This is a genomic window from Vibrio sp. RC2502 (genome assembly GCF_054850435.1).
This window is the reverse complement of the sequence record NZ_CM141453.1, coordinates 2690448-2707957: the sequence shown is the minus strand read 5'-3', so window position 1 is coordinate 2707957 and position 17510 is coordinate 2690448. Positions and strand designations below refer to the sequence as shown.

General features: G+C 44.9%; 18 protein-coding genes. 12 read left to right on the top strand and 6 right to left on the bottom strand.

Features of this window, described 5'->3' with window-relative positions; genetic code table 11:
* Nucleotides 1-4 precede the first annotated feature (4 nt).
* The 7 genes from ACYJZR_RS12510 (at nt 5) to luxS (ending at nt 8486) form a co-directional block, all read left to right on the top strand.
* On the top strand, nt 5-1135 hold the full coding sequence (locus tag ACYJZR_RS12510) for a sodium ion-translocating decarboxylase subunit beta (protein WP_005462536.1): 1131 nt from the start codon (nt 5-7) through the stop codon (nt 1133-1135).
* Between the two features lie 152 nt (nt 1136-1287).
* The gene (locus ACYJZR_RS12505; RefSeq protein ID WP_017447675.1) at nt 1288-2238 is read left to right on the top strand and encodes an NADP-dependent oxidoreductase; all 951 of its coding nucleotides are present in this window, start codon (nt 1288-1290) and stop codon (nt 2236-2238) included.
* Nucleotides 2232-2693: a YqaA family protein gene (locus tag ACYJZR_RS12500; RefSeq protein WP_406966096.1), complete on the top strand. Its 462-nt coding sequence runs from the start codon at nt 2232-2234 to the stop codon at nt 2691-2693. Before ACYJZR_RS12505 ends, ACYJZR_RS12500 begins: the two co-directional genes overlap by 7 nt.
* Before the next feature lie 9 nt (nt 2694-2702).
* Nucleotides 2703-5546 (top strand): M16 family metallopeptidase, encoded by a 2844-nt coding sequence (locus ACYJZR_RS12495; protein ID WP_406966098.1) that lies wholly within the window; start codon nt 2703-2705, stop codon nt 5544-5546.
* Nucleotides 5547-5702: 156 nt separating this feature from the next.
* Nucleotides 5703-7271 (top strand): glutamate--cysteine ligase, encoded by a 1569-nt coding sequence (gene gshA, locus ACYJZR_RS12490; RefSeq protein ID WP_015297257.1) that lies wholly within the window; start codon nt 5703-5705, stop codon nt 7269-7271.
* Nucleotides 7272-7295: 24 nt separating this feature from the next.
* Nucleotides 7296-7901 (top strand): transglycosylase SLT domain-containing protein, encoded by a 606-nt coding sequence (locus ACYJZR_RS12485; protein WP_015297256.1) that lies wholly within the window; start codon nt 7296-7298, stop codon nt 7899-7901.
* A gap of 66 nt (nt 7902-7967) precedes the next feature.
* On the top strand, nt 7968-8486 hold the full coding sequence (luxS, locus tag ACYJZR_RS12480; protein ID WP_005462534.1) for an S-ribosylhomocysteine lyase: 519 nt from the start codon (nt 7968-7970) through the stop codon (nt 8484-8486).
* A 61-nt stretch (nt 8487-8547) separates the two neighbouring features.
* Here the strand turns inward: luxS and ACYJZR_RS12475 are convergent, their stop codons facing one another.
* Complete coding sequence (locus ACYJZR_RS12475) at nt 8548-9828, bottom strand: HlyC/CorC family transporter (protein ID WP_005462557.1); 1281 nt, start codon at nt 9826-9828, stop codon at nt 8548-8550.
* Nucleotides 9829-9953: 125 nt separating this feature from the next.
* Nucleotides 9954-10748, bottom strand: coding sequence for a cytochrome C assembly family protein (locus ACYJZR_RS12470; RefSeq protein WP_005462565.1), 795 nt, complete (start codon nt 10746-10748; stop codon nt 9954-9956).
* A 212-nt stretch (nt 10749-10960) separates the two neighbouring features.
* Between ACYJZR_RS12470 and ffh the strand changes: the two genes are divergently transcribed.
* The 5 genes from ffh to rplS all read left to right on the top strand — a co-directional run bounded on the left by ffh (nt 10961) and on the right by rplS (nt 14544).
* Entirely contained in the window at nt 10961-12343 is a 1383-nt protein-coding gene (gene ffh, locus ACYJZR_RS12465; RefSeq protein WP_406966104.1) for a signal recognition particle protein, read from the top strand.
* A gap of 209 nt (nt 12344-12552) precedes the next feature.
* Nucleotides 12553-12801 carry a 30S ribosomal protein S16 gene (gene rpsP / locus ACYJZR_RS12460; protein ID WP_005379962.1) on the top strand — a complete coding sequence of 83 codons (249 nt, stop codon included), beginning with the start codon at nt 12553-12555 and terminating at the stop codon, nt 12799-12801.
* Nucleotides 12802-12829: 28 nt separating this feature from the next.
* Nucleotides 12830-13378 (top strand): ribosome maturation factor RimM, encoded by a 549-nt coding sequence (gene rimM, locus ACYJZR_RS12455; protein ID WP_005462552.1) that lies wholly within the window; start codon nt 12830-12832, stop codon nt 13376-13378.
* Between the two features lie 27 nt (nt 13379-13405).
* The gene (gene trmD, locus ACYJZR_RS12450) at nt 13406-14149 is read left to right on the top strand and encodes a tRNA (guanosine(37)-N1)-methyltransferase TrmD (RefSeq protein ID WP_005462562.1); all 744 of its coding nucleotides are present in this window, start codon (nt 13406-13408) and stop codon (nt 14147-14149) included.
* A gap of 41 nt (nt 14150-14190) precedes the next feature.
* Nucleotides 14191-14544, top strand: coding sequence for a 50S ribosomal protein L19 (gene rplS / locus ACYJZR_RS12445; protein ID WP_005462554.1), 354 nt, complete (start codon nt 14191-14193; stop codon nt 14542-14544).
* A gap of 389 nt (nt 14545-14933) precedes the next feature.
* Here the strand turns inward: rplS and yacG are convergent, their stop codons facing one another.
* From yacG to ACYJZR_RS12425, 4 genes are all read right to left on the bottom strand, one after another.
* Nucleotides 14934-15128, bottom strand: coding sequence for a DNA gyrase inhibitor YacG (yacG, locus tag ACYJZR_RS12440; protein ID WP_005462546.1), 195 nt, complete (start codon nt 15126-15128; stop codon nt 14934-14936).
* 68 nt (nt 15129-15196) lie between these two features.
* Nucleotides 15197-15937, bottom strand: a complete 741-nt coding sequence (gene zapD / locus ACYJZR_RS12435; protein ID WP_023624252.1) for a cell division protein ZapD — start codon at nt 15935-15937, stop codon at nt 15197-15199.
* Nucleotides 15938-15964: 27 nt separating this feature from the next.
* Nucleotides 15965-16579, bottom strand: coding sequence for a dephospho-CoA kinase (coaE, locus tag ACYJZR_RS12430; protein ID WP_029831400.1), 615 nt, complete (start codon nt 16577-16579; stop codon nt 15965-15967).
* On the bottom strand, nt 16580-17449 hold the full coding sequence (locus ACYJZR_RS12425) for a prepilin peptidase (RefSeq protein ID WP_005490359.1): 870 nt from the start codon (nt 17447-17449) through the stop codon (nt 16580-16582). It lies immediately after the preceding gene.
* Nucleotides 17450-17510 lie beyond the last annotated feature (61 nt).

Below are 17510 nucleotides of genomic sequence, written 5' to 3'. Positions count from 1 at the left end.
TATCATGGACGGATTGATGACCTTATGGTCAGAAACAGGGATCGCTAACTTTGAGTTTGGCCAAATCTGCATGATGCTGGTTGGCTGTACGCTGTTGTTTTTAGCGATTCGTAAAGGCTTTGAACCATTACTTTTATTGCCAATTGGCTTTGGAGCTATCTTAGCTAACATTCCTAATGCGGGCTTCACTGAGCCGGGCGGTTTGTTGTACTACGTCTACTATATCGGGATCGAATCGGGAGTTTTCCCATTGTTGATCTTTATGGGCGTTGGTGCGATGACGGACTTTGGCGCATTGATCGCGAACCCTAAAACACTTTGGTTAGGGGCGGCAGCGCAGTTTGGTATTTTTGCGACCTTGTTTGGGGCGATTTTGCTTAACTTTGTGCCAGGGATGGAGTTCTCGATGGCAGATGCATCATCGATCGCCATCATCGGTGGTGCTGATGGTCCAACGGCGATCTTCTTGGCCAGCAAGTTGTCGCCAGACTTATTGGGGGCGATTGCGGTAGCGGCATACAGCTACATGGCATTAGTTCCGATCATTCAACCGCCAATTATGAAAGCGCTGACTACCAAAGAAGAGCGTGAAATCAAAATGGCGCAGCTTCGTCATGTTGGTAAGTGGGAAAAAGTGTTCTTCCCGATGGCCGTGCTGTTGATGACGATTCTGTTCCTACCTTCTGCGACGCCATTGGTTGGTATGTTCTGTCTCGGTAACCTGATGCGTGAAGCGGGTGTGGTGGATCGTTTATCGAAAACTGCACAAAATGAACTGATCAATATTGTGACTATCTTCTTGGGTTTAGGGGTAGGCTCGAAACTGCAAGCTGACCAGTTCTTAAATTTGGAAACATTAGGCATTCTTGGTCTAGGCGCTGTAGCGTTCAGTATCGGTACAGGCGCAGGTGTTCTCATGGCTAAGCTTCTTAATAAGTTCTCAGAAGAGGACATCAACCCACTAATTGGCGCGGCAGGGGTGTCTGCCGTACCTATGGCTGCGCGTGTGGTGAACAAAGTCGGGCTTGATGCAAACCCTCAAAACTTCTTGTTGATGCATGCGATGGGACCAAACGTAGCTGGTGTACTTGGCTCCGCAGTAGCGGCAGGTATTCTGTTGGCCTTGGTTGGATAAAGACTCTTGTAACACGTAAATACAGTTATCGTGTTGAAGATAAAATTATCAACCAATTTACATGCTTGCCATTAACTTGGTTAAACAAAATGGTTTATAGTCAAAGGGATGCTCCGGCATCCCTTTTTTATTTGTCCCTCTGGGAGTGAGTTATGGAACATAAACAGATTGTTATCACTGAGTTTGGCGACGCCAATGTTCTGGCGATTCAAAGCGCTGAAACTCCGATCCCTAAGTCTGGCGAAGTGCTGGTCAAGGTGCATTATGCTGGCGTGAATCCTATCGATGTCAAAACACGAGCGGGACTTGGCTGGGCTGCTTCCCAGAATAAAGACAAACTGCCTTGGGTGCCAGGTTACGATATTTCTGGGAAAGTCGCCTCTTGTGGTACTAAGACTTCTCGCTTTGCTGTGGGAGATGAAGTGGCTGGTTTTATTGGCTTTCCTCTCCAAGGTGGTGGTTATAGCCAATATGTTTGTGTTCCGGAGTCGGAGCTAAGTCACGTGCCAAGTTCGGTCACGCTAGAAGCGGCGGCGGTTTTACCATTGGCAGGGCAAACCGCTGCTCAAGCATTAAGCAAAGCGAATGTCAGCGAATGCGATAGAGTATTAATTCTCGCAGGAGCGGGTGGCGTAGGGCACTTAGCGGTGCAGATTGCTGTGGCGACAAAAGCCGAAGTGTTTACCACCTGCAGTGAACGAAATTTAGACTACCTCGCCACACTTGGCGCTCATGCAGTGAACTATCAATTTGCACCAGTGTCAGAACGTGTTGAAGGCGTTGATGTTTTAATTGATTTGGTTGGTGGCGATGCGGCTTTAGATGCTCTCAAGTGCCTAAAAGACAATGCCCGCGTGATCACGGTACCAACGATTAGCGCTGAATTAATTTGTGACAAGGCCAAGCTGTTAGGCTTCGAGGCAAGCGGTATGTTGGTTGAGCCAGATCCTTCACAGTTAGACACGTTGTTGTACATGGTAGGTGTGGGATTACTTAAAACAGAAGTGCAACACATTTACCCAATGACTGAAGTTATCGCCGCGCACCAACAAGTGGAATCGGGGCGAACGAGAGGCAAGGTATTACTTGATATGACATGCTAGACGCATTCAATTCAGCTTTTGAACATTTAGCCCTTTGGTTTTCTGATTCAGCATTGTGGGTGCTTTTTTTAACGGGTTTTCTGAGCGCCACCTTACTGCCTGGTGGCTCTGAAGCTGGGCTGATAGCAACTCTCTCATTCAATCAATATGCGGTTTCTTCTATTCTTTTGGTTGCCACAATAGGTAATACACTTGGTGGCTTAACCAATTACTGGCTTGGGTTATGGATCCCCAATAAAACCCAAGAAGAAAAACATGGTCATACCGCTTTAAAGTGGCTAGCAAAATATGGCTACTGGGGATTATTTTTCAGTTGGTTACCAATTATTGGTGATCCGTTGTGTCTCGCGGCTGGATGGTTAAGGATGAAATTTCTGCCGTGTGTGATTTTAATATTTTTAGGAAAAGCCGCTCGGTACAGCTTGTTGGCGGCCATTTATCTCGGATTATTTTAAGGAAAGTACATGAGAATGTTTTGGGTTGGCGCGTGCTCACTGTTAGTGATCACGGGCTGTGCATCAAATTCCCCTGTTTCATCGTTGCCAAAAGGGGTGACTTTCGTCGAATCATCGAAAGCAGAAGACGGCAAAGTTAAGATCCCATATCAAAAATACAAACTCGATAACGGCTTGACCGTAATTCTAGCGCCAGAGGGTTCTGATCCATTGGTACACGTTGATGTCACGTATCACGTCGGCTCAGCTCGTGAAGAAATCGGTAAGTCGGGCTTTGCGCACTTCTTTGAACATATGATGTTCCAAGGTTCAGAGAACGTTGGCGATCAAGAGCACTTCAAAATCATCACAGAGGCGGGTGGTACGTTAAACGGTACGACCAATCGCGATCGCACCAATTACTTTGAAACCGTTCCAGCGAATCAGCTGGAAAAAATGCTGTGGCTTGAATCGGATCGCATGGGTTTTTTACTTGATGCGGTTTCACAGCGCAAATTTGAAATTCAACGATCTACGGTGAAAAATGAGCGTGCGCAACGTTATGACAACCGTCCGTACGGTTTGATTTGGGAACGTATGTCTGAAGCGTTATACCCAGAAGGTCATCCTTACTCATGGCAAACCATCGGTTACGTTGAAGATCTTGAACGTGTTGATGTGAATGATCTTAAAGCGTTTTTCTTGCGTTGGTACGGTCCAAATAATGCGACGATCACGATCGGTGGTGACTTAGATGTCGAGCAAACACTGGCGTGGGTAAACAAATACTTCGGTTCCATTCCTCGTGGTCCAGAAGTTGAAAACGCACCGAAACAACCAGCTAAGTTGCAAGAAGACAAATACATTACGTTGGAAGATCGTATCCAACAACCGATGGTAATGATTGCGTGGCCAACCACATACAGCGGCGAAGAGAGCCAAGCATCTCTGGATACGCTATCGGAAGTATTAGGTGGTGGTACCAACAGCGTGCTGTACCAAGATTTAGTGAAGACGCAAAAAGCGGTTGATGCGGGTTCCTTCCATGACTGTGCAGAGCTTGCGTGTAATTTCTATGTCTACGCGATGGGAGATTCTGGAGACAAAGGCGATCTTTCGACCTTGTACGGTGAGCTCATGAAATCGATGAGCAAGTTTGCAGAGAAAGGCGTCACTGACGATCGTCTGGAGCAATTGAAAGGTAAAGCTGAAGCGGATGCGATTTTCGCGCTTGAAAGCGTGAAAGGTAAAGTCACACAGCTAGCGTCGAATGAAACTTTCTTTGGCCAACCTGATTTGATTGAAAAACAATTGGAACAGATTCGCGCCGTGACTCCTCAATCTGTTGAGAAGGTGTACCAAAACTTTATTCAAGGTAAGTCGAAAGTCACCTTGAGCGTGGTACCAAAAGGCAAAACGGATCTTGCTGTTAAGTCTGCGACATTTACAACGCCAGAACGTACCTTGCCAGAGTACAAAAAAATTACCGATGATCAGTTAGACTATCGCCGCGCAACGGACAATTTTGATCGTTCAGTGCAGCCACCGGTAGGTGAGCCAGTGAAAGCAACAATGCCAGAACTGTACAATGTGCATTTTGACAACGGCTCTGAACTACTCGGTACAGTTAGCAACGAAACTCCGACAGTCATGATGCAGTTCAGCTTGCCGGCGGGCACGCGTTTTGTGGAAAAGGGCAAAGAAGGCCTAGCGCAACTGACGGCCGCTATGTTGCAAGAAGGAACGACCAAACGTAGCGTGGAACAAATTCAAGCTGAGCTCGATAAACTCGGCAGCATGATCTCTGTCGATGCCACAGGCTACACGACGAACATCAGCGTTTCTTCTTTAGAAAAGAATTTAGAGCCAACACTGAAAATCGTTGAAGAGATGCTGCTATCGCCAGCGTTCAAACAAGAAGATTTTGATCGTGTGAAAATGCAGGCACTCGAAGGGCTTGTGTACGAACATCAAAATCCAAGTTGGATGGCATCTCAAGCAAGTCGACAAGTGCTGTATGGCGATTCTGTTTTCGCTCGTCCGAAAGACGGCACGCAAGCCGGGGTCAGTGCGCTAACGCTTGATGATGTGCGTGAGTTCTACGCTAAGCACTACACACCGCAGAGCGCACAAGTCGTGGTGGTGGGTAATATTGCTAAACAAGACATTGAGCAGAAGCTTGCGTTTTGGGCTGAATGGAAAGATGAAGCGGCGCCACTTTATGCTCCTCAAACAATACCAGCATTAGGTGAGCAGAAAATTCATCTTGTCGACAAACCAGGGGCGCCGCAAAGTGTGGTTATGATGGTTCGTCAAGGCATGCCTTATGATGCCACGGGTGACTTTTATCTGAGCCAGCTCGCGAACTTTAACCTAGCGGGTAACTTTAACAGTCGCATCAACCAAAACCTGCGTGAAGACAAAGGCTACACCTACGGTGCTTACGGTTACTTCTCGGGGAATCCTGAAACCGGTTCGGTTGTATTTACCGCGCAAGTTCGTGCCGATTCGACGGTCGCATCGATTATCGAGATGGAAAATGAGCTGAATGAATACGCTCAATCTGGAATGACTGATGAAGAAATGAAATTTATGCGCCAAGCGGTCGGTCAAAAAGATGCACTGAAGTATGAAACGCCGACACAAAAAGCGGAACTCATTAGTGATATTCTCAAATACAACCTCGATCAAGATTACTTGCAGCAAAGAAACGCTATCGTTGAGAAAGTAGATAAGCAAACTTTGAATGCATTAGCTCAAAAATGGTTTGATCCGAATGACTATCAAATCATTGTCGTTGGCGATGCTAAATCACTTCGTCCTCAACTAGAAAAGTTGGGGAAAGACGTAGAAGAGCTTGAAATCATTCGATAGAGTACACATTTAATAGCGGAGAGTGATCTCTCCGCTATTCATCTAGATAAGCGACTTTTAATGGGTTGTTTATCTAGATGCATGAACTATCAATAACTTAGCTTTCACTTGTCCCGAGCGACAAGTGTCCTGCTCCTAATATAAGCGAACCTCATTTTGACTGATTTTGCTGCGCGACTAAAAAAAGTTGCATCAAACCCCGAAGTATTTAAGCAGTTTGGACGCGGTGTTGAGCGAGAAACTTTGCGCTATCGTCAGGATGGACACCTAGCAACAACACCTCATCCAGAGGGGTTGGGCTCAGCGTTCACAAACAAATGGATCACCACCGACTTTTCTGAATCGTTGCTGGAGTTCATCACTCCGGTTTCTCATGACATTCCAGAATTGATGGCGCAACTGAAAGACATTCACCATTTCACTCAAACCAAAATGGGCGAAGAAAAGATGTGGCCGCTTTCTATGCCATGTTATGTCGGCAGTGAAGATGATATTCAGCTTGCTCAGTACGGTTCATCGAACTCGGCGAAAATGAAAACATTGTACCGTGAGGGGCTAAAACGCCGTTACGGCAGCTTGATGCAGATTATTTCTGGTGTTCACTTCAACTTTTCATTCCCTGAGTCATTTTGGGATGCGCTTTATGGTGAGCAGGATGAGCAAGCTCGCCAAGACACCAAATCAGCTGCTTACTTTGCTTTGATTCGTAACTATTACCGTTTTGGTTGGATGATCCCTTACTTCTTTGGTGCATCGCCAGCGTTATGTGGTTCGTTCATTCAAGGCCGTGAGACTAAACTCCCGTTTGAAAGCATCGGTGGGACACTGTATCTCCCTAAAGCGACGTCTCTTCGCTTGAGTGATCTTGGTTATACCAACAGTGCTCAAAGCGTATTGAAAATTGGTTTCAACAGTATTGATCAATATCTTGAAGGTTTAGGTGATGCGATTCGTCGACCATCTGAAGAATTCGCAAAAATTGGAGTAAAAGTGGATGGTGAGTACCGTCAGCTCAATACCAACATTCTCCAGATTGAAAATGAATTGTACGCACCAATTCGTCCGAAACGCGTAGCGAAAAGTGGTGAGAAGCCATCAGATGCATTGAGTCGCGCGGGCGTGGAATACATTGAAGTGCGCTCATTAGATGTGAACCCATTCAGTGCCGTTGGTGTTAGCGAAGAGCAAGTTCGTTTCTTAGATCTTTTCCTAACGTGGGCGGCGTTGTCAGATTCTGACCCAATGGATAACTGCGAACTAGAATGCTGGCGTGACAACTGGAACAAAGTGATCATCTCTGGTCGTGAAAAAGGTTTGATGCTGCAAATCGGTTGCCAAGGTGAACGCTTATCTTTGCAAGATTGGGCGAAGCGAGTATTCGTTGAGTTGCGCCAAATTGCAGTAGAGATGGATTCTGCGGCTGGTGGCGACGCTTACCAAGCTGTATGTGACAAGCTAGAAGCATGGATTGATAACCCTGAACTGACGATTTCTGGCCAATTGCTTGAGCTAACCAAAGAACTTGGTGGACTTGGCAAAGTAGGTTGTGCTCTTGGCATGAAGTTCCGTGAAGAAAATTTGGCTCACGGTTACCAACATTACTCGCAAGATATAATGGAAACGGAAGTGGCTTCTTCAGTTGAGAAACAGCGACAAGCGGAAGAAAGCGATACGTTATCTTTTGACGAGTTTCTGGAAAACTACTTCGCTTATCTAAAACAATAATCAATAAGTAAGGATTGGGTGGGATTGAACATTAAGCCGTTGGTTGTATCGGTGCTAGGAAGTGTGTTGCTTGCGGGATGTGCGACAGCGCCACCAAAACAGCAAGATAACCTATGTGAGATATTCCGAGAAAAATCTGGTTGGTATGATGATGCGAAAGATATGGAAAAAGAGTGGGGAACGCCCATTCATGTTGCCATGGCCATCATCAAGCAGGAAAGTAGCTTCCGCCATGATGCCAAACCACCCAAAGATTACGTATTGGGTTTCATCCCTTGGGGACGCGTAAGCAGTGCGTATGGCTATGCACAGGCTCAAGATCCTGCTTGGGATGACTTCCAAGATTCCACCGGACAAGGTGGTTCGCGCACCAATTTTGATGATTCGATAATGTTTGTTGGGTGGTATACCCACGAGACTCGTCGCCAGTTAGGCATTTCATTGTGGGACCCTTATAACCAGTATCTGGCCTATCATGAAGGGCGAGGCGGTTATAAACGTGGAACTTACAAAAGAAAGCCTAGTTTGATGAAAGTGGCTCGGCGCGTTGAGCAAACCGCAAAGACTTATGGCTGGCAGCTGAAACAATGTCGTCAGGAATTGGAAGACAACAGCAGCTGGTTCTTTTAACCCCATTTGGGTATAAAAACCAAACCAATACCTCAAGGTGTTGGAATTACAATCAGGAGAGATGTAATGCCTTTACTCGATAGCTTCACCGTAGACCACACTCGCATGAATGCACCAGCAGTGCGTGTCGCGAAAACCATGCAAACTCCAAAAGGAGATACCATTACGGTTTTCGACTTACGCTTCACTGCGCCTAACAAAGACATTCTTTCAGAGAAAGGCATTCATACACTAGAGCACTTGTACGCAGGTTTCATGCGCAATCACCTAAATGGTGACAGTGTGGAAATCATTGATATCTCACCGATGGGATGTCGCACTGGTTTTTACATGAGTCTCATTGGTACGCCTTCTGAACAGCAAGTCGCAGACGCATGGCTTGCTTCTATGGAAGATGTGCTAAAAGTGGAAAGCCAGAACAAAATCCCTGAGCTCAATGAGTACCAGTGTGGTACTGCAGCGATGCATTCTTTAGAAGAAGCACAGCAAATTGCCAAGAACATTCTAGCCGCAGGTGTGTCTGTTAATAAAAACGACGAGTTGGCTTTGCCAGAATCAATGCTAAAAGAGCTGCGCGTAGACTAAGTTCTTTTGGAACGGCAACACAAAACAAAAAGCCTGACATGAGTCAGGCTTTTTGTTTTGGTTATTTGGACGTTGATTTTTTCTTCTTCGGATAGACTCGAACTAACTTGATTCGGTTTTCTTCGATTTCAACAATTTCCATTGGGTGGCCCGCGACACGGACACTTAAATGACTCTCTGGAATATCTTCTAGGTGTTCCAAAATCAGACCATTCAAGGTTCTAGGGCCATCGGTAGGTAAATCCCATTTCAAACCTTTGTTGATATCACGGATATTGGTGCTGCCTTCAATTAAGAAACTGCCATCGCCTTGTGGGCTGATTTCATCAGACAAACTAGGAGAAATAGACGTCGTGAACTCACCAATGATCTCTTCTAGGATGTCTTCAAGAGTTATTAGACCGATGATATCACCGTACTCGTCTACGATCAGACCGATGCGCTGCTTGTTGCGCTGGAACTTCAACATTTGTACGTTCAGCGGCGTTCCTTCGGGAATGTAATACACTTCATCTGCCGCGCGCAGTAACGTCTCTTTGTTGAACTCGTTCTTTTCTAGCATCAAACGGTACGCTTCACGTAAACGAAGCATACCAACCACTTCATCGATTTGGTCGCGATAAAAAACGATTCGACCGTGTGGCGAGTGTGTTAACTGACGAACAATGGATTTCCAGTCATCGTTAATATCGATACCCGTAATCTCATTACGTGGCACCATAATGTCATTTACAGTAACGTGTTCGAGATCGAGAATAGACACCAACATGTCTTGGTGACGACGAGGGATAAGTCCGCCAGCTTCATTTACGACCGTGCGTAACTCTTCCGAACTCAGATGATCCTCTACCGTGTGATCAGCTTTCACGCCAAGCAAACGAATGAAACCATTAGTAATAAAGTTCACCAGCATTACGAGCGGTGATAGCACTTTCATTAGGATAGTGAGCAAGATGCTGCTCGCGTAGGAAACACGCTCTGGATACAACGCTGCAACGGTTTTTGGTGTGACTTCGGCAAACACTAAGACAACCATAGTTAGCGCACCCGTTGCGATCGCGACACCTAAATCGCCGTATAGGCGCATGCCGATGATGGTCGCAATTGCTGAAGCAAGAATGTTCACGAGGTTGTTGCCGATAAGAATAAGACCAATCAAGCGATCTGGTCGGTCTAATAACTTTTCGACACGTTTGGCTCCCTTATGCCCACTTTTCGCTAAGTGCTTCAAGCGGTAACGGTTCAAAGACATCATCCCTGTTTCTGAACCAGAAAAATAACCTGATATGACGATAAGACACGCGAGTAGCGCAAATAAGATACCCGTAGATATGTCGTCCAAAACGTAGCTGTTCCTTGTATGTTTTTGGCAATTCAACAGCAAAGTGAGCTGCGAATTCAATGAATTAATGCGTACTGTATTTTATCTGTCCGCGAATATAAAGGATAAAGGAGCCCGAGAGCTCCTTAATTCAAGATGATTTCTTTTACAAAACGACTGCCAAAATAGGCCAACGTTAATAACGTCGCACCAGCAACCGCAAACCACGTTACTTTTCGACCGCGCCAACCTTTATGGTAGTGGCCCCAAAGTAAGATGGAATAAACGATCCACGCAATGAAGGAAAGAATACCTTTATGCGCTTTGCCTTGCGCAAACATGTCTTGTACAAACACAAAACCAGTGATGAGTGTGCCTGTTAGAAGTAAGTTACCAATCAGAATGATTTTAAATAGCTGACGTTCAACCATTAGCAGCGGTGGTAAATTAGGGTTAATAGCTAGCGACTTCTTCGCTTTTAATTTGTGATCGAGCCAAGCCAATTGCAGCGCGTACAAAGCGCCGATGGTGAGCGTTGCATAGGAAAATAGTGCAAAAGAGATATGAATGAGCAGCTTCGGGTCATTTTCTAAGTGCTTGACAAACGTGCTTGGTAAAAATGTGGCAGCAGTTAAGTTGATGGCAGCAAAGCTATAAACGACAGGCAGTAAAAACCACAGTCGGTTTTTCAACATTGCAATGCTCATGACCAGCGAAATAATAAAACTGATCAAAGACGCGACGTTAAGAATGCTCAGGTTTTGACCAGAACCATCAAATATCAGGTCACTCAAAATCCACGCATGAAAAACAAGCGCACAGGCAGCACTGGCAAACACTGTTTTTGCTTTGATTCCTGACTGTTGAGAGAGTCCAGGTATGATGGTCGCAATCGCCAAAACGTAGAGCATGGCGGCCGCGATGGCAATTAAGCTATCCATGAATCCTAAATGTTGTTGTGCACGGTGACGAAATTATACCTTGCATTACTCTTTGGGGCTACGTTATATGCGTCATCAATCATGAGAGATGAGATATTGAAATTAACAAGTTAGCCCTCAACTTAGTTATAAGAGTAGTGTTCGGGTATGACTGTGACGTTGGCTAAGGTATACTCACCCTAATTAATCGCCATTTTAGCGAAGAGACAAAGATGTTTGAGAATTTAACGGATCGATTATCCAAAACGCTGAAAAATATCAGTGGCAAAGGTCGTCTGACCGAAGACAACATTAAAGAAACCCTACGTGAAGTTCGTATGGCCCTTTTAGAGGCTGACGTTGCACTTCCTGTTGTTCGCGAATTCGTAAACCGCGTTAAAGAAAAAGCGGTTGGCGTAGAAGTTTCTAAATCCTTAACTCCGGGCCAAGAATTCATCAAGATCGTTCAAGTAGAGCTTGAAGCGGTAATGGGTGAGTCTAACGAAGCGCTTAACCTAGCAGCACAGCCGCCAGCAGTACTTTTGATGGCAGGTCTACAAGGTGCGGGTAAAACCACATCGGTAGGTAAGCTATCTAAGCTTCTAAAAGAGCGCGATAAGAAGAAAGTGCTTGTGGTGTCTGCCGACGTTTACCGTCCTGCGGCGATCAAACAGTTAGAAACACTAGCATCAGACATCGGTGTCGACTTCTTCCCATCTTCACCAGATCAAAAGCCACTTGATATTGCTAACGCAGCAATCGACCACGCGAAGAAGAAATTCTACGACGTATTAATTGTCGATACCGCGGGTCGTTTGGCTATCGATGAAGAAATGATGGGGGAGATCAAAGATCTTCACTCAGCTATCAATCCTGTTGAGACGCTGTTCGTTGTTGATGCAATGACAGGTCAAGATGCGGCGAACACAGCAAAAGCCTTTGGTGATGCACTACCACTTACTGGTGTGATTCTTACTAAGGTTGATGGTGATGCGCGTGGTGGTGCTGCGCTGTCAGTTCGTCATATCACGGGCAAGCCAATTAAGTTCTTAGGTGTCGGTGAGAAAACTGACGCACTAGAACCATTCCACCCAGACCGAGTAGCATCACGTATTCTTGGCATGGGCGACGTTCTGTCTTTGATTGAAGACCTACAACGCAATGTTGACCAAGAAAAAGCAGAGAAGCTAGCGAAGAAGTTCAAAGAGAAGAAAGGTTTCGACCTTGAAGACTTCCGTGAACAGCTAGGTCAAATGCAAAACATGGGTGGCATGATGGGCATGCTAGACAAGCTACCAGGTATGTCTCAGCTACCATCTGACGTGAAAGACAAAGTCGATGACAAGATGTTCAAGCAAATGGAAGCGATCATCAGCTCAATGACGATGAAAGAGCGTCAACGTCCTGAAATCATTAAAGGCTCGCGTAAAAAGCGTATCGCTGCAGGTTCAGGTGTACAGGTTCAAGATGTTAACCGTCTACTGAAGCAGTTCACCCAAATGCAGAAGATGATGAAGAAAATGCAGAAGGGCGGCATGAAAGGCATGATGCGTAACATGCAAGGCATGATGGGCGGTATGGGTGGAGGCGGCGGCTTCAATCCATTTGGTCGATAATTCATCGATGTGACTATGGTTTCAGGGTGTTAGCTGCGTCACAAACTTGAATTTCGATTTATGTTGGTGAAAAAGTAACTAAACCCTTGCATTGCTCCGGGATAAGAGTAAAATTCCGGAGCTTTATTTTGGCACGAGACCCCAGATTGTTCAGGTTATTGAACGGTTTTTGGGGTTAATTTTATTTTTGAGAAAGCAAAGAGGACGACATGGTAACCATTCGTTTGGCACGTCACGGCGCTAAGAAGCGTCCATTTTATCAAATCGTAGTAGCGGACAGCCGCAACGCTGCAACTGGCCGTTTCATCGAGAAAGTTGGTTTCTTCAACCCAACTGCTAAAGGTCAAGAAGAAGGTCTACGTCTAGACCTAGACCGCGTTAACCACTGGGTTGGTCAAGGCGCGTCTGTATCTGACCGCGTTGCTAAGCTAGTTAAAGACGCTCAAAAAGCGGCTTAATTTTTACTTCAGAAGTAGAAACTAGTTTATGTCGATGAAAGGTAAAGAAACAATGAGCAACGAAAAGATTGTTGTAGGCAAGTTTGGTGCTACTTACGGCATTCGAGGTTGGCTTAAGGTTTTTTCCTACACAGACAATGCTGAAAGCATTTTCGATTACAGCCCTTGGTATATTAACCAAAAGGGCAAGTGGGTTGAGTACAAAGTAGAAAGCTGGAAGCGCCATAACAAAGGTATGGTGGCTAAGCTGGAAGGCATGGATGTTCGTGAAGACGCGCATTTAATGACTAACTTTGAAATTGCTATTGACCCTGCAGTACTTCCTGAATTGTCAGAAGATGAATTCTACTGGCGTGAATTGTTTGGAATGCACGTAGTAACCACTAAAGGTTACGATCTAGGTGTCGTTACTGACATGCTAGAAACTGGCTCAAACGATGTTCTGGTTGTTAAAGCAAATCTTAAAGATGCTTTCGGGCAAAAGGAACGACTAATTCCGTTCCTTGAAGAGCAAGTGATCATCAAAGTTGATCGCGAAGCTCAACGGATCGAAGTTGACTGGGATCCTGGATTCTAATCTCCAAAATTACAGAGCGAGATAAACATGTGGGTTGGCGTTATTAGCCTTTTTCCTGAAATGTTCCGTTCTGTTACTGATTTTGGAGTAACAGGTCAAGCGGTTAAAAAAGGTCTTTTGTCGATTGAGACATGGAATCCTCGCGATTTCACTCACGACAAACATCGCACTGTCGATGACCGACCTTACGGTGGTGGCCCTGGTATGTTAATGATGGTTCAGCCTTTACGCGATGCCATTCATACCGCTAAGAAAGCCTCACCGGGTAAGACGAAAGTCATTTACCTATCTCCTCAAGGTCGTAAGCTCGACCAAAAAGGAGTCGAAGAACTGGCAACAAATGAGAATTTGCTTCTGATTTGTGGTCGTTATGAAGGGGTAGATGAGCGCATCATTCAATCTGAAGTCGACGAAGAATGGTCGATTGGGGATTTTGTGATGACGGGTGGTGAGATACCAGCCATGACGTTAATTGATTCTGTATCTCGGTTTATTCCGGGCGTATTAGGAGATTTTGCGTCAGCAGAAGAAGATTCTTTTGCTAATGGCTTGCTAGATTGCCCTCACTATACGCGTCCAGAAGTATTGGATGACAAAGAGGTGCCATCGGTACTGATGTCAGGCAATCACAAGGACATTCGTCAATGGCGACTAAAGCAGTCGCTGGGCCGAACTTGGCTTAGAAGACCAGAGCTCCTGGAAAACCTAGCTCTGACTGACGAACAGGAACAATTACTTGCAGAGTTCATTAGTGAGCATAATGCAAAGTAACCTAATTTATTTAGTATCAGTTTATTCTAGGAATTTTAAAAATGAGTAACATCATCAAGGCTCTTGAAGAAGAGCAAATGAAATCAGGCCTACCTAAATTTGCACCAGGTGACACTGTTGTAGTTCAGGTTAAAGTTAAAGAAGGTGACCGTGAGCGTCTACAGGCTTTCGAAGGCGTTGTAATCGCAATCCGTAACCGTGGCCTGCACTCTGCTTTCACTGTACGTAAGATCTCTAACGGTGAAGGTGTTGAGCGTACGTTCCAAACACACTCTCCAATCGTTGATAGCATCGAAGTTAAACGCCGTGGTGCAGTACGTCGTGCCAAGTTGTACTACCTACGTGAGCGTTCTGGTAAGTCAGCTCGTATCAAAGAGAAACTTGCTAAGAAGTAATGCTATAACTAGCGTTCTCATTAAACGGAGTCCTTTTGGGCTCCGTTTTTTTATGTTTGCCTCATAACTGGCTATTTCTCTTTCTACCGTTGTCATCGGTGCTCATGTACTGGCGTACACTCCGCGCCTCTTCCTAGGTAGCAAGAAAAATATCTGCGTTCTGAGCTAAACAAATTTGCTTGTGTTTAAATAACTTACTTAACCCGCTGATATATAGAGTGGAACTGTAACTTGAAAGGTTACAACCCCGATAGTAGTGGAGAAGCCTTCAGGGAAAGTTTTCCGACAGGCAATAAAAAAGTTGACGCTTTCACGCCAACTTCCTCAACTTTTAGAACCTAGAACCTAGAACCTAGAACCTAGAACCTAGAACCTAGAACCTAGAACCTCTAGTATTGATCTTCTGACCAGCCGTCACTGTCTGACATATCTGGGGCGCCAGCAATGGCATTTTCTTCATCTGCCCATTCACCAAAATCGATCATTTGGCATTTTTTACTACAGAAAGGGCGATGAGGACTTTGTTCTCCCCATTCAACGTCGGTACCACATTGAGGGCATTGAACGATAGTAATTTTAGACATGGTTGAATCGTCCCATTGTAATCTTGGTATTAAAGCGAAGTATTTAGAATAATAGCCTGATGTTTTGATTAGCTACAAACGGCTAATTCAAACTCGACATCTTGTGTGCATGCCTGACCATTTTCAAAAGCCATAAATTTAATCGCAAAACGATTTTTATGACCTGAAATCATAGGGTAGACGCCATACTTCATAGGAATATGAAGTCGGAGGATATTTGCTTCATCTGCGTCACTTTGGAAGAATCCTGCGCGCGCGATTTGGGCTTTAAAATGACCGGTTTCACGAGCAAGCTTTAGCCACAAGGTGAGCGCATCGGAAAGTGGTTTCAAACTCTTTTGCCATTGGTTGGCATCATGCTTTTTACGTTCAATAGGCAGATGAAGCCAGTAATGTAATGCTGGTAAATCAAAGCAGCACGAGCCACCTGGCAGATTGAAACGTTGGCGAATAGAGCTAAGGAAGCGATCTTCTTTTAACGCTTGACCAAAACGCTCTGCACCCATTAATTGACTATGAACCACATCAATTTCATTGAGTAACGAATTGAGGGCTTCTTGATCAACACCTTCTACATTTAGCCAATGGCGATAGGAGAGGCGCTGTTTCTCAAGATCTTTAGCCAATTCACTTTTTAGTTGGATCTGTTCGAAGATCTCTACCATGTCAAAAAGAGCACGGAAAAAAAGTTGATATTGGTGATTATCGGCAAAACCAGAGGCCAAGTGAGCCTGACGCAGCAGAGACTCTACTCTTAGATAAATACGAGTTTTCTCATTTAACGGATGTTCAAATTTGTGCGTGGTCATCGACATAAGCCTTGGTGAGTTTCATTCCTATTTTCGCAGATTTTTCTTACACATGGCTAGGTACTTTTCGTGCAAATCTGTGATTTGAAGCAAAAGATCTGGGTCATTTGGATTGTTTTTAACCACATCGTCAGCGATATCGAGTCTCTGCTGTCTCGAAGCTTGAGAGGCGAGAATCGCATGTGCTTGCTCTTCACTTACGTTGTCGCGTTTAACGGTGCGAGAAATTTGAGTTTCAGGTTCTACATCTACAACGAGGACACGATCGCACAAACTATCGAGGTTGTTTTCAACGAGCAATGGCACGACCAATAACGCATAATCCGACGTGACCTGTTGAAGGTCTTCTATCATTTTTTCTCGAATGATCGGATGTAACAATGCATTGAGCCAAGCTTTTTCTTCTGGATTAGAAAAGATTTTTTCGCGTAACTTGGCACGATCTAAGGTGTTGTCGTCATGCGTAATGTCTTGACCAAAATGTTGAATGATTGCATTTAACCCGGGAGTTCCAGGTTCGACGACTTCTCGTGCGACAATATCTGCATCGACAATATCAATTTTAAACTGCTGCTTGAACAGATTCGCTACGGTAGTTTTACCGCTGGCGATACCACCCGTTAAGCCTACTACCAAAGCCATTTACACCCCTAAAATTGACGTGAAGTACCAACTTAGAATTTGGTCGCCCCAGATTAAGCTTACCCATCCTGCAATCGCTAAATATGGGCCGAAAGGGAAAGCTCTCTCTATACCTTGTTTTTGTAGTCGTAACTGAACGAGCCCGAATATCACACCGACGACGGAAGAAAGTAGGATGATCATTGGTAATGATTGCCATCCTAGCCAAGCGCCAAGGGCAGCCAGCAATTTAAAATCACCGTAACCCATGCCTTCTTTACCAGTAAGCAGTTTGAACCCCCAATATACTGACCAAAGACACAAATAACCGGCAATCGCACCAATTACGGCGTCTTGTAGACTAACAGGGCTTATTTCTGTTAATGCTAACGCAATGCCAGCCCAAGTTAATGGTAATGTTAATTGGTCCGGTAGCAGCATAGTATCGAGATCGATAAAAGTCGCGGCTATTAAGAAAAATGTGAAAAAGATTAACGCAACCGTAAAGTAGCTAAAGCCGAAATGATAAGCCACAAAACCAGCGCACGCTGCAGTGAGTAATTCTATCAGCGGATATCGAGGACTAATTGCGGTATGACAATGATGGCATTTTCCTTTTAACAGTAGCCAGCTGATTACAGGAATATTGTCTCGAATACGAATTGGCGTCGCGCAGTTTTGGCACGAAGAGCGAGGCACGCTTAATGTCAAAACTTCTTGAGGTGGCTTAATCTTATATTCAGGGAATGATTCGGCGCATTCACGGCGCCATTCTAATTCCATGATTTTAGGTAGCCGATAAATGACTACATTAAGAAAACTACCCACAATTAAACCGAAGATACTGGCAAACACCACGAATAGCCAAGGGTAGTACTGGAACACTTCCATATTTATCTCTTGAGCGATAAGTCAAATCAGCAACATGCTGTTTTGAAGGGATTAACGGTTC